Origin of the sequence: Rhodoferax saidenbachensis (assembly GCF_001955715.1) — a bacterium.
Classification (GTDB): Bacteria; Pseudomonadota; Gammaproteobacteria; order Burkholderiales; family Burkholderiaceae_C; genus Allorhodoferax; species Allorhodoferax saidenbachensis.
The window spans coordinates 1,699,486-1,712,784 of record NZ_CP019239.1 but is presented as its reverse complement, the minus strand read 5'-3'; the positions used below and the strand labels follow the sequence as shown (position 1 = coordinate 1,712,784).

Annotated in this window: 9 protein-coding genes and 3 tRNA genes; 4 read left to right on the top strand and 8 right to left on the bottom strand. The window is 59.0% G+C overall.

What is annotated here, in order from left to right:
- Positions 1 to 7: 7 nt before the first annotated feature.
- The gene (locus RS694_RS08180) at positions 8 to 1,960 is read right to left on the bottom strand and encodes a type IV pilus assembly protein FimV (RefSeq protein ID WP_152528865.1); all 1,953 of its coding nucleotides are present in this window, start codon (positions 1,958 to 1,960) and stop codon (positions 8 to 10) included.
- Between the two features lie 74 nt (positions 1,961 to 2,034).
- On the opposite strand from RS694_RS08180, the gene RS694_RS08175 reads away from it, so the two are divergent.
- From RS694_RS08175 to RS694_RS08160, 4 genes are all read left to right on the top strand, one after another.
- Positions 2,035 to 3,555 (top strand): 3-hydroxyacyl-CoA dehydrogenase, encoded by a 1,521-nt coding sequence (locus RS694_RS08175; protein WP_029708733.1) that lies wholly within the window; start codon positions 2,035 to 2,037, stop codon positions 3,553 to 3,555.
- A gap of 113 nt (positions 3,556 to 3,668) precedes the next feature.
- Positions 3,669 to 4,388 carry a Crp/Fnr family transcriptional regulator gene (locus RS694_RS08170; protein ID WP_029708732.1) on the top strand — a complete coding sequence of 240 codons (720 nt, stop codon included), beginning with the start codon at positions 3,669 to 3,671 and terminating at the stop codon, positions 4,386 to 4,388.
- A gap of 19 nt (positions 4,389 to 4,407) precedes the next feature.
- Entirely contained in the window at positions 4,408 to 5,493 is a 1,086-nt protein-coding gene (locus tag RS694_RS08165; RefSeq protein ID WP_029708731.1) for a phosphotransferase family protein, read from the top strand.
- 78 nt (positions 5,494 to 5,571) lie between these two features.
- Positions 5,572 to 6,846 carry an acyl-CoA dehydrogenase family protein gene (locus RS694_RS08160; RefSeq protein ID WP_029708730.1) on the top strand — a complete coding sequence of 425 codons (1,275 nt, stop codon included), beginning with the start codon at positions 5,572 to 5,574 and terminating at the stop codon, positions 6,844 to 6,846.
- A gap of 94 nt (positions 6,847 to 6,940) precedes the next feature.
- Here the strand turns inward: RS694_RS08160 and RS694_RS08155 are convergent, their stop codons facing one another.
- The 7 genes from RS694_RS08155 to clpX all read right to left on the bottom strand — a co-directional run bounded on the left by RS694_RS08155 (position 6,941) and on the right by clpX (position 13,276).
- Positions 6,941 to 8,179, bottom strand: coding sequence for an HD-GYP domain-containing protein (locus RS694_RS08155; protein ID WP_029708729.1), 1,239 nt, complete (start codon positions 8,177 to 8,179; stop codon positions 6,941 to 6,943).
- Positions 8,180 to 8,291: 112 nt separating this feature from the next.
- The gene (locus tag RS694_RS08150) at positions 8,292 to 8,921 is read right to left on the bottom strand and encodes a DUF6806 family protein (protein WP_029708728.1); all 630 of its coding nucleotides are present in this window, start codon (positions 8,919 to 8,921) and stop codon (positions 8,292 to 8,294) included.
- A 13-nt stretch (positions 8,922 to 8,934) separates the two neighbouring features.
- Positions 8,935 to 9,027 (bottom strand) — tRNA-Leu (locus tag RS694_RS08145).
- 122 nt (positions 9,028 to 9,149) lie between these two features.
- A tRNA-Cys gene (locus RS694_RS08140) sits at positions 9,150 to 9,223 on the bottom strand.
- Positions 9,224 to 9,276: 53 nt separating this feature from the next.
- Positions 9,277 to 9,352 (bottom strand) — tRNA-Gly (locus RS694_RS08135).
- Between the two features lie 73 nt (positions 9,353 to 9,425).
- On the bottom strand, positions 9,426 to 11,867 hold the full coding sequence (gene lon / locus RS694_RS08130) for an endopeptidase La (protein ID WP_029708727.1): 2,442 nt from the start codon (positions 11,865 to 11,867) through the stop codon (positions 9,426 to 9,428).
- Between the two features lie 143 nt (positions 11,868 to 12,010).
- On the bottom strand, positions 12,011 to 13,276 hold the full coding sequence (clpX, locus tag RS694_RS08125; RefSeq protein WP_029708726.1) for an ATP-dependent Clp protease ATP-binding subunit ClpX: 1,266 nt from the start codon (positions 13,274 to 13,276) through the stop codon (positions 12,011 to 12,013).
- Positions 13,277 to 13,299 lie beyond the last annotated feature (23 nt).

Here is a 13,299-nt window from a genome sequence, read left to right as displayed (position 1 = left end):
ATTGGGTTCAGGCCTTGGGCTTGGGCGGGGTAAGTGGGCCTGTTTGGGAAAAACCGGACACCTCAAAATCAATGAGGTTGTGCTCCGGCTCCGACAAATCCAGGTCCACCGATGCGGATTCAACCTGCACGACAGGCACCGCGATAGTGGGTTCGGCCCCGTAAGACCCGCCACCGCTCAGGTAAGGCACGCTTCGGACAGCGCTGAAAGGCGCCAGGGCCGAATCCGATGCACCGTCCATGCGCTGGGCCACCCCGTGCAGCATCAACAGCTCGCGGTAGGCCTCCAGATCGAATTCCTGGTTTTCCGATGCGCCTGGCGTACGCGCCAGACAGCGCTCGATGTAGTCCACCGCATCTTGTGACGGCCAGAGTTCTGCGATGCGCTGGCACACCTCGGGGTAGGCGTCCAGGCTGTTGCCGCCCCGGTTAAACGCCGTGTACACGGGCACATGGCCGGTAAACAAGCGGTTGAAATCGTCGCGGTAGTGGTCGTAGTCGTCCTTGCGGCTCAGGGTGTGAAACACCTTGAGCAAATCCAGGTAGACCAGCGGATTGGCCTCTCCACTGTCGCTGATGCTGTGTTTCAAGAGCGTGATAGCTTCTTCGTACTGCCCCAGTGTCATGAAGAACTCAGCCTGCTGGCGCACGTCCAGCATCTCCTTGGTATTGATGGCACGCAGCGAGCCCAATGCACTCGAAGAAAAACCATGGTGGTCTTGCGCCGTCGGGCGCGCGGCCATTTGCGCAACAGGCGGTGCTTTGATCGCACTGGCAAAGTCCGGCTCGCCCAGCTCCAGATCAATATCCACCGAGGCCATGCCGACTGGTGCCGCAGCAAACGGAGCAGGAGCCAGCGTGATGGGCGAATCCGTGTCGCCCCGTGTTCCCGAGAAATGGTCTTCGTCCTGCTCAGCCGCAACACCGGATGTAGTACGCGCGGTCTCCGGCTTCACCGAATCACGCCACCAGGGCGCAGAACTGCGGCTGGCATCGCGCAAACGCGTCCATGCGAATACCAGCGCAGCACCAAAGAGCACCAGAAGCGCAATCAGGCCGTAGATCATCGGATTGGCATAACGCTGGGCTTCTGCCTGCTCCAGCCGGGTGGTGATATCCGACAAGCTCTGCTTGTTCTTGGCCGTCAATGCCTGCAGATTCTTCAGGTCGCCTTCCATCGCGTGCATGCGGGCATCTTCGCGCAGCATGTCTTCCGGTGTGGCGTTCAGCGCGCGCCACGTTGCAATGGCTTCGGCGCGTTTTTGCAAGTCTTCCAGCGGGGCAGAAAGAAGCTCGGAGCTGAGCTTCAGGGTTGGGTCACGTTCGGGCAAATCCAGCGGCGCCAGTTTCAAACGGGCCTGTTTGCGGGACGGTGCGGCCTGTTCCGGCTTGCGCGGTGCGGAGGCTACAGGTTCGGTCTTTTCCACCCGGGCAGGTTGGGCCTTCTGAGCTTTCTGGGGTGCCGCAACAGTGGAGCGGGCAGGCTCTTGGGGAGCGACAGGTGCCGCGCGTACAGGCTCTGGTGCAGGCACCGCTCTGGCCGCAGGTGCAGGGGTTGCGACCGGGGGAGATACTTCACTGGCCAGGTCTGCCAGCAGCACATAACGGCGCGATGTTTTCTGGGCGCAGCCGGCGCGCAGATACACCGTGACCACTGGCTCATCCACACGCGGGGAGGCTGATACGCGGACCAGCACCGTGTTTCCCTGGGTCGCCGCGTCGGCACTGATCACCACGCGGCTGGCTTCCAATCGCGTATCACCGTAGAAAACATCGGCCTCAAAACACTGGGCCACACCACCCTCTTCGGCATCCACCTGGACCGGTACGCTGACTTCCAGCGGCTGCCCCAGCATCACTGCGCCGCGGACACGGCCGAGAGTCAATGCGGAACTGCCTGCCGCTAGGCACAACAAGATAAACCCCAGCAGCGACGATTTCAACGTTAAGGATGGCTTCATTTATGGATTTGATTTTCGCATACCCGGATAGTTACGCGTTTGGGCTGCCACCAAGGCATGGCGATAATTAAGGCATGACACCACATTACGCACACATCGGAATCGTCGGTACCGGCGCCATGGGCAGGGACATTGCCCAAATTGCCGCACAGGCGGGTAGCAAGGTCTATCTGTATGACACACAGGCCCAAGCGGCCACGGCCGCCCAGGCGCATTTAAAAACCCAGTGGGAAAAACTGCGCGACAAGGAGCGCATCAGCCCGCAGGATGCGCAGGCCTACCAGGACCGCGTGACCACCGTGCAGGAGCTGCGTGAACTGGCCGCATGTGATCTGGTCATCGAAGCTATCGTGGAGCGCCTCGATATCAAGACACGCCTGTTCCAGGAACTCGAAGCGGTGGTCTCGCCGGGTACCGTGCTGGCCACCAACACATCGTCCCTGTCGGTGACCGCCATTGCGGCGGGTCTGCAGCATCCGCAGCGCTTTGCGGGCTTTCACTTCTTCAACCCGGTCCCGCTTATGAAGGTGGTGGAAGTCATTGGCGGGTTGAAGACCGATGCCGCAGTCTGCAAAGCACTGGCTGACTATGCGCGGCAGATGGGGCACACACCGGTACAGGCCCAGGACACGCCCGGCTTCATCGTCAACCATGCAGGGCGTGGTTACGGCACCGAAGCGCTGCGTATCGTGTCGGAAGGCGTGGCCGATTTCACCACCGTGGACCGCATCCTGCGCGACCAGATCGGCTTCAAGCTCGGACCTTTTGAGTTGATGGACCTGACCGGGCTGGATGTCTCCCACCCGGTGATGGAGTCGATTTACCACCAGTACTACGAGGAAGCACGCTACCGCCCCAGCGTCATCACCGCACAGCGCCTGACCGGTGGAATGACTGGGCGCAAGGTCGGTGAAGGTTTTTACAAATACATCGACGGTGCGGCGCAAACGGCGCCAGAACCCGCGGTACCCGTGGTGGAAGAAATGCCGCCCGTGTGGCTGTCTCCGCGCGCCGCACGGCGTGTGGAACTGCTGATGCTGCTGAAAAACCTGGGCGCCACCATCGAGACGGGCCAATCGCCCTCACCCACAGCGCTGACCTTGGTGGCGCCTTTGGGCTTTGACGTGACGACGGTGGCCGTGGTGGAAAGGCTGGACCCGGCACGTACCGTGGGCATTGACATGCTGGTGGACGATGCCACGACCAAACGGCGTGTGCTGGCGACCAACCCTGCCACGCGTACCGACATGCGTGATGCAGCGCATGCGCTTTTTGCGCGCGATGGCAAGGCCGTCAGCGTGATCCGCGACAGCGCGGGTTTTGTGAGCCAGCGCGTGGTGGCCAACATCGTCAATATCGCCAGCGACATCTGCCAGCAATCCATCTGTTCACCCGAGGATCTGGAAACCGCCGTCACACTGGGCCTGGGTTACCCGCTGGGCCCATTGGCCATGGGCAACCTGTATGGCCCTACCAATGTGCTGGAAGTACTGTTCAACATGCAAACGGTGTATGGCGACCAGCGCTACCGCCCCAGCCCCTGGCTGCGCAGGCGCGGCGCCATCGGTTTGAGCCTGTTGCACGTCGAGGCATAAGACGGACTCAGAGGCGCAGACACGCAGGTGACAAAGACCTGCGCAGGATGGGGTCGCGGGGGTGACAATGCACAGGTCTGCACCAATGCACACAGTCACCGAAAAGACAGGCTATGGACGAACCCATTCTTACCATTGAGGAACGCGCAGCGATCAACGGCGGTCGCTGGTTCTCTTCGCTCTCCCCATCCCTCAAACACGACATCCTCCGATGTGCTTATGTCAAACGCTTCAAAGACGGCGACCTGATTGGTGCGCGCGGAGAACCGCCGGAGGAATGGATTGCCTGCGCCAAGGGCGCGATACGCGTGAGCTCCACCTCCATCTCGGGCAAGCAGATCACGCTGACCTATGTGGAGCCGGGCATCTGGTTTGGCGATGTGTCGATCTTCGACGGCGAGCGGCGCACCCACGATGCTTACGCCCACGGGGAAAGCACCATCCTGTGTGTGGCCAAGGCCGACTTCAAGAAAATTCTGGCTTCGCATGTGGAGTTGTACGAAGCGCTGTTGCGCCTGCACTCGCGCCGCATACGCCAGCTCTACGGCCTGGTGGAAGACCTCAACACCCTGCCCCTGCGCGCACGCCTGGCCAAGCAGCTGCTGCACCTGGTGCGCAGCTACGGCGTACCCTCCCTGAGCGACGGCAGCGAAATACGCATTGGCCTGCAACTGGCGCAGGAGGAGTTGGCGCAGTTGCTGGGCGCTTCACGCCAGCGCGTGAACCAGGAGCTCAAGGCCATGGAGCGCGAGGACGCCATCCGCATCGAGCCGGGCGGCCTGGTGATACGCGACCGCGCATTGCTGATGCGCATCATTGAATCTGACAACTGAGCCAACCCACGACCACCCCATGAGCGATTTCGACCATTTTGTAGGTACGCGTTCCGTGTCCGAAAAACACGCTTTTGATACGGCTGCCCTGACTGCCTGGCTGGACAAAAATCTGGCAGGTTTTGTCGGCCCGTTGAGTGTGGAAATGTTCAAGGGTGGCCAATCCAACCCCACCTACAAACTCATCACGCCCGCCAAGAGTTATGTGATGCGCGCCAAGCCCGGACCCGTGGCAAAGTTGCTGCCCTCGGCCCACGCCGTAGAGCGTGAGTTTGCAGTGATGGGCGGGCTGCATGGAACCGGCGTGCCGGTGCCCCGCATGTACTGCCTGTGTGAAGACGAGTCCGTGATTGGCCGTGCCTTTTACGTGATGGAGTTCATGCAGGGGCGTGTGCTGTGGGACCAGGCCTTACCCGGCATGACACCTGCTGAGCGCGGCGCCATTTACGATGAAATGAACCGTGTGATCTCTGCGCTGCACACCGTCAAGTTTGCAGAACGCGGGCTGGCAGGTTACGGCAAGCCGGGCAACTACTTTGAACGCCAGATTGGCCGCTGGAGCAAGCAGTACGTCGCCTCCATCACCCAGCCTATTCCCGAGATGGACAAACTGATGGAATGGCTGCCGCAGCACATTCCGGCGATGGCCAAGGATGACAGCATGGTGAGCATCGTGCACGGCGACTTCCGCCTGGACAACCTGATGTTCGACGCCGAAAACCCCAAGGTCATCGCCATTCTGGACTGGGAACTCTCCACACTGGGCCACCCGCTGGCCGACTTCAGCTACCACTGCATGGCCTGGCACATTCCGTCGGGCGTGTTCCGCGGTATCGGCGGGCTGGACTTTGCGGCGCTGGGCATCCCGCTGGAAGACGATTACATCCGCCTGTACTGCGAACGCACCGGCCTGGTCCGCCCCGAACAGCTCAAGGCCGACTGGAATTTCTACATGGCCTACAACATGTTTCGCATCGCAGCCATCATGCAAGGCATTGCCAAACGCGTGGAGGCCGGCACCGCCTCCAGCGCCCAGGCCGTTAGCTCAGCTGCCGGTGCGCGCCCACTGGCGGAAATGGCCTGGCAGTTTGCACAGAAATCATGAACCCTTGAGGGGCAGACCTTCGCATAACGCAGCTCAGTCCTCAACACTTCAAACGCACCTTATTTCAACGGAGACCCCATGGACTTTGACTATTCCCCCAAAACAAAAGAGCTTCAGGCACGACTGCAAAAGTTCATGGATGAGCACATCTACCCGTCCGAAGCCGCTTACCACGCCGAGATCACGGCCAACACGGCAGCCGGCAAACGCTGGACACCGCTGCAAACCATCGAGAACCTCAAACCCAAGGCACAAGCCGCCGGTTTGTGGAACCTGTTTCTGCCGGTGGACAGCGCTGAAGCCTCGGGCTACCACGGTGCCGGACTGACCAACCAGGAATACGCCCCCCTGGCCGAAATCATGGGTCGCGTGCTCTGGTCCAGCGAAGTATTCAACTGCTCGGCGCCCGACACCGGCAACATGGAAACCATCGCCCGTTATGGCTCCGAAGAAAACAAGGCACGCTGGCTCAAGCCCCTGCTGGAAGGCAAGATCCGCTCCGCGTTCGCCATGACCGAACCCGATGTGGCCTCCAGTGACGCGACCAACATCGCCACCCGTATCGAGCGCCAGGGTGACGAGTACGTGATCAACGGCCGCAAATGGTGGATCTCGGGCGCAGGAGACCCACGCTGCGCGATCTACATCACCATGGGCAAGACCGACCCGGAAGCCCCACGTCACTCGCAGCAAAGCATGGTGCTGGTCCCGGCCGACACCAAAGGCATTACCGTCGTACGACCGCTCAATGTGTTCGGCTACGACGATGCGCCGCACGGCCACATGGAAATCCTGTTCGAGAACGTGCGTGTGCCCGTCAGCAACATCCTGCTGGGCGAAGGCCGTGGCTTTGAGATCGCCCAAGGCCGCCTTGGCCCCGGTCGGATTCACCACTGCATGCGCCTGATCGGCCTGGCCGAGCGCGCGCTGGAGCTGATGTGCAAGCGCGCTTCCAGCCGCATCGCCTTTGGTAAACCGGTGGCCGCACAAACCGTGACGCAAGAACGCATTGCCGAAGCCCGCTGCAAGATCGATATGGCACGCCTGCTGACACTCAAGGCGGCGTGGATGATGGACATGGGTGGCAACAAATTCGCCAAGAACGAGATCGCCATGATCAAGGTGGTCGCCCCCAGTATGGCCTGCGAGGTCATCGACTGGGCCATGCAGGTGCACGGCGGCGGCGGCATGTGCGACGACTTCCCGCTTGCCTACAGCTACACCGCAGCGCGCACACTGCGTTTTGCCGATGGCCCGGACGAAGTACACCGCAACGCGATTGCCAAGCTGGAGCTGGGCAAGTACGCGGTCAACCCGAAACCGGTAGAAATGCCGATTACGCGCGGCTGCTGAAGCAAAAAGGAGCGAATGCCTGGCAACGGGCATTCGCTCCTTTTTTTATAGCTGCTCGCGCAGGGCCCATAAGGGCTAGAGCGCTATTTCACTCTCAACGTGCGGCACTGGGCAAACCGGACCAGAGCTCGTTCAAATCCGCAAAACGCCATTTGGCGGGATCTTCACGGCTCGCAATTTTTTCGGTGGTGCCCGGCTTGGAGAGATCGATCACCTCGGGCACGATGCGCATATTCGACTTGGTGGAGAAAAACACCTTGACGCACGGTGTGGTCAGGGATTTTCCGGTCTGCTCAATCACCACCCCCAGACGCCCCGAACTCAGCTGCACCAGTGAGCCAATAGGGTAGATGCCCAGGCTTTTCACGAAGGCCTGGAACACCTTGGGATCAAAGTGCCCATTGGCCCACTCTGCCATTTTTCGCAAAGACTCCGCCGGATCCCACCCAGACTTGTAGGGCCGATTGGAGGTAATCGCGTCGTACACGTCACACACCGCCCCCATCTTGGCAAACAGGCTTATTGCATCCCCTTTGAGGCCTTTGGGGTAGCCTGAGCCGTCTGTTTTCTCGTGGTGGTGCAAACAGACATCCAGCACCAGCGGAGCAACGTCCTGGCCCGTCAGCAACAGGCGGTAACCTTCCTCTGGGTGGGTCTTGATGATGGCGAATTCGCCATCCGTCAGTTTGCCGGGCTTGTTCAGCACCTCCATGGGCATGGCCGCCTTGCCCAAGTCATGCATCAAACCAGCGATACCCGCCAAACGGGTCTGTTCTTCGTCCAGTCCCAATTGCCGGGCCAGCGCAACCATCATGGCGCACACAGCGACCGAATGCATGTAGGTGTAGTCATCCGCAGTCTTCAACCGGGCCAGACTGATCAGAGCCCCAGGGTTGCGGGTGACAGAGTCGGTAATCTCCTCGACCAAGCGCCGGGCACCGCCGGTATCAACCGCCTTGCCCATGCGTGCTTCCTGGAACATGGATATCACGGCCTGCTTGGACTGCAGGCAAATTTTGGCAGCACGCTCGAATTCCATATCGGCGGAGACCGGGGCCAGCTCCCGCTGCTCGGTAACCGCCTGTAGTAGTTCTGCCTCGACCTGCGCTTCGGATTCTTCTTCAGACATGGCCGACTGGCCAACCGCTACGTCAAGCCCTTTGTCGCAGTCAATCCAGACTTCCTTGATGCTGCTGGCAAGAATGGTGGTGATGTCTTTGGGGTCGGTGATAACGAAACCGCTGCGCCAAAAAGGGTGCTCCATCCAGGAGCCACAAAACTCCTTCAGGTGCATGCCAAGGGTAAGCTGTTCTACGCTGATCTTCTTGAGCATGTATGCGTCGTTCTTCGGTTCACCAAGCGCTGAATAAGGGGGATGCCAACTGCGGGTCAGGCGTGTAGTAACAGTATAGGTGAGCCGTCTTCAAGCGAGCTGACGCGGAATGTCAGTGCAGATGCCGGGGCTTTCTGCCACCGCCGTGACCACCGCCATGACCGCCACCCGGCCCCCGCGGTGGACGGCCAATCTCCAGTGAGCTGACCAGTGCGTCAAACCGCTGGGTAAACAGTTTGTCTACTTCAGCCACCACACCGCCGAGTTCCGCACCATCGAAGTGGCGCTCCATCATGTTGATAAGGTCTTGCACCAACAGGTCGCGTTGCACCTGCATGATGGCTGCAGGATTGGGCCCTACAAACAGCATCATGAAATCGTCACGCGATTCGGCGCCGGATTGCCCCTCTTCCTCGTCAAAGTCAGCGTCGTAAAAGGTCACCTCAATCGCCGCACCGGCTTCCGCCAACTCGTTGAGGTTCATGCAGACTTCATCCAGCGTCTGGCGGAAATCATCGTCACCCGCAACCGTCCAGCACATCTGCAGCAAGTGCTCCTGCGCATCGAATTTGATGCCAGGCTCGTCTTCGTAGGAGCTGCTCGCGCCGTCCGACAGGGACCGTGCCCCCGCGTACTTCCACAGCGGCTTGAGTGCATCCTGAAGCTGGTCGAATTGCACGTCAGCCCGCAGCAGCACCTGTCCGTGCACATGGATCTCGAAGGGAGCGTTGTAGCGTGGCATGGGATGAGTGTAATGGTGCCCGAGACCGGAATCGAACCGGTACGCCCGTTATTCACGAAGCGGCGGATTTTAAGTCCGATGTGTCTACCTATTTCACCACTCGGGCACAGACGGTCTATTGTCAAACAAAAGCGCAGTCTTCAGAGAAGACTGGCCTTGAAAAGGATCCGTCGAAATTAAAATGCCCCGTCAACCGGAGCCGACGGGGCACTTGAATCCAGAATATTCTGGAGGCGCGGTCCGGAGTCGAACCGGACTAACCGGATTTGCAATCCGGGGCATAACCGCTTTGCTACCGCGCCGTGTTATTTCCAACTAAAGAAAAAGGGAAGCGACTGCTTCCCTTTTCGAAATTTGGAGCGGGAAAAGAGGTTCGAACTCTCGACCTATACCTTGGCAAGGTATCGCTCTACCAACTGAGCTATTCCCGCATTTCAAGCCTCGAATTATAGCGCACTTTTTTGGCGATTTTGAAAGTCACGAAAAAAGTCCGCACAAACTTCCTCAATGCTTCACAGACTCCTGTGGAACCGCTGCAGGGACGGCCGCCGCAACTGCGGGCGTGGCAACGACTTCTTCCTCTGGCAAAGGCACAGGCATGGTTTCCAGAGCCAGTTCCAGCACCTTGTCGATCCAGCGCACAGGCACAATCTCCAGACCGTTCTTCACGTTCTCGGGAATGTCCTGCAAATCCTTGGCATTGGCTTCTGGAATCAGCACAGTCTTGATGCCTCCGCGCAGCGCGGCCAGCAGCTTTTCTTTCAAACCACCAATTTCAGTGATCTCACCGCGCAAGGTGATTTCGCCCGTCATGGCCACATCACCACGCACAGGAATGCCGGTCAACGCAGACACAAACGCGGTCGCCATGGCGGCCCCCGCGCTAGGGCCATCCTTGGGCGTCGCACCATCGGGTACGTGGATGTGAATGTCCTTCTTCTCGAACACTTCATCCTTGATGCCCAGGCGGCGCGAGCGGCTGCGCACCACGGTACGCGCAGCTTCCACAGATTCCTTCATCACATCGCCCAGTGAGCCGGTGCGGGTGATGACGCCTTTGCCCGGCGTGAGTGCGGCCTCAATGGTCAGCAGGTCGCCACCGACTTCAGTCCAAGCCAGGCCAACCACTTGACCGACCTGGTTCTGATCCTCTGCACGGCCATAGGTGTACTTGCGCACTCCCAGGTAGTCGTTGAGGTTGTCGACCGTGACCTGTACCTGGGGCTCCAATTTCTTGAGCAACAGGCCCTTGACCACCTTGCGGCAAATCTTGGACAGTTCGCGCTCCAGAGACCGCACGCCGGCCTCACGGGTGTAGTAACGCACGATGTCACGCACCGCTTCTTCGCTGATCGACAACTCGGCATCTTTGACGCCGTTGTTCTTCATCTGCTTGGGCAACAGGTAGGTGATGGCGATATTGGTCTTTTCGTCTTCGGTGTAACCCGACAGGCGAATCACTTCCATCCGGTCCAGCAGCGCTGGCGGAATGTTCATCGAGTTGGACGTTGCCACAAACATCACGTCGCTCAGGTCGTAATCGACTTCGACGTAGTGGTCGCCAAACTTGTGGTTCTGCTCAGGATCCAGTACTTCCAGCAACGCGCTGCTCGGGTCACCACGGAAGTCCGTGCCCAGCTTGTCGATCTCGTCGAGCAGGAACAGCGGGTTACGGGTACCCACCTTTGACAGGCTCTGCAGCACCTTGCCCGGCATCGCGCCGATGTAGGTGCGGCGGTGGCCACGAATCTCGGCCTCGTCACGCATCCCCCCCAACGCCATACGCACGTACTTGCGCCCGGTTGCTTTCGCAATCGACTGGCCCAAAGAGGTTTTGCCTACGCCCGGAGGGCCGACCAGACACAGGATAGGTGCCTTGACCTTGTCCACGCGCTGTTGCACTGCGAGATATTCCAGGATACGGTCCTTGACCTTGTCAAGGCCGTAATGGTCTTCATTCAACACGGCCTCTGCATTGGCCAGGTTGTGTTTGATCTTGGTCTTGGTGGTCCAGGGCAGACCAGTGAGCACATCAATGTAATTGCGCACGACGGTGGCCTCTGCCGACATAGGCGACATCAGCTTGAGTTTCTTCAGCTCTGCCTCGGCCTTCTTCAGGGCCTCTTTGGGCATCTTGGCAGATTTGATCTTTTTCTCGATCTCTTCGATGTCTGCGCCCTCTTCGCCTTCGCCCAGTTCCTTCTGGATGGCCTTGACCTGCTCGTTCAGGTAGAAGTCACGCTGGTTCTTCTCCATCTGGCGCTTGACGCGACCACGGATCTTCTTGTCCACGTTGAGAATGTCGACCTCACGCTCGATCTGCTCAAACAGATTTTCCAAGCGATCCTTAACGCTGGGCAGGCTCAGCACAGCCTGCTTGCTGTCCAGCTTGAGCGGCAGATGGGCAGCGATGGTGTCCGCCAGGCGGCCCGCGTCATCAATGCTGGAAATCGACGTGAGAATTTCAGGAGGAATTTTTTTGTTGAGTTTGACGTACTGGTCAAACTGCTGCATCACAGCGCGGCGCAAAGCCTCCACCTCACTGCCCTTGCTACGGGCCTTGTCGGTAGAAACCTCGACCACCTCAATCGGTGTCACATTGGCAGTGAAGTGGGACTCTCCCTCTTCGATCTTGTTGACCGAGGCGCGTTGGTGGCCTTCCACCAAAACCTTCACCGTGCCATCAGGCAGCTTGAGCATCTGCAGGATCGTGGACACGCAGCCAACATCGAACATGTCGGAAACGAGCGGATCATCCTTGGCAGCAGCTTTCTGGGCTACCAGCATGATGCGACGCTCGGCTTCCATGGCCGCTTCGAGCGCCTTGATGCTCTTGGGTCGCCCGACGAACAGCGGGATGACCATATGGGGGAACACCACCACATCACGCAAAGGCAACAGGGGCAAATCAATGGGAGTTGCAGGCAGGGGAGTTTGGCCAGACATGGGGAACCTTTTAGTTACCTGTTGAATATGGTCGGTAAGGCTTGAATTTCAAGCTTGCAACCATTATCAAAGCAGCGACCGGGAGAAAATTCTTCGAAACCCGCACAAAAGCCCGTCATATCAGGCATTTGCGCGGGCATGGTTCAGGCCTTCTTGGCCGTCTCGCGATAAACGAGCAGCGGGGGCTTGTTTTCTTCGATAGTGGACTCGTCCACCACCACTTTTTCGACATTGGCCGCATTGGGCAGTTCGTACATCGTGTCGATGAGCGACTGCTCCAGAATGGAGCGCAGACCCCGCGCACCCGTCTTGCGGGCCAAGGCACGCTTGGCAATCGCCTTGAGCGCATTGGGGCGGATTTCCAGCTCGGCGCCTTCCATCTGCAGCAGCTTGGCATATTGCTTGACCAAAGCGTTCTTGGGCTCAGTCAGGATTTGCACCAATGCGTCTTCGGTCAATTCCGCCAACGTGGCCACCACGGGCATACGGCCCACCAGCTCAGGTATCAAACCAAACTTGATCAGGTCTTCCGGCTCCACATCCTTGAACACCTCGGTCAGGCTGCGTTGCTGCTTGCTCTTGACGGAGGCGCCAAAGCCAATACCGGACGACTGGGTGCGGTTTTCAATAACCTTTTCCAATCCCGAGAAGGCGCCACCACAGATAAACAGGATGTTGGTCGTATCAATCTGCACGAAGTCCTGGTTCGGGTGCTTGCGCCCCCCCTGCGGTGGCACGCTGGCCATGGTGCCTTCAATCAGCTTGAGCAAAGCCTGTTGCACGCCCTCACCCGACACGTCGCGGGTGATGGATGGGTTATCGGATTTGCGGGAGATCTTGTCGATTTCGTCGATGTAGACGATGCCACGCTGGGCGCGTTCGACTTCGTAATTGCAGCTTTGCAGCAACTTGAGCACGATGTTTTCCACGTCTTCGCCCACATAACCGGCTTCGGTCAATGTCGTGGCATCGGCCATTACAAAGGGCACATCCAGCATGCGCGCCAGCGTTTGGGCCAGCAGCGTCTTGCCCGAACCCGTGGGGCCTATCAGCAAAATATTGCTCTTGGCCAGCTCCACGTCGTCCTTCTTGGACTTTTCCTTGTGGCGCAAGCGCTTGTAGTGGTTGTAGACAGCGACCGCCAGCGTACGCTTGGCAGGCTCTTGTCCGATCACGTAGTTGTCGAGGTTGGCTTTGATTTCGGACGGTGTGGGCAAATCGCCGCGCGCGTCTTTCCCCTCTGTGGTGGCTGGCAACTCATCACGGATGATTTCATTACACAGTTCGATGCATTCGTCACAGACAAACACCGATGGTCCGGCGATCAGCTTTTTGACTTCGTGCTGGCTTTTGCCGCAAAAAGAGCAATAAAGGGTTTTTTCGCTGGAAGAGCCTTTTTTCTCGGCCATGGGGAGACTGCCTTTTCCGCTAA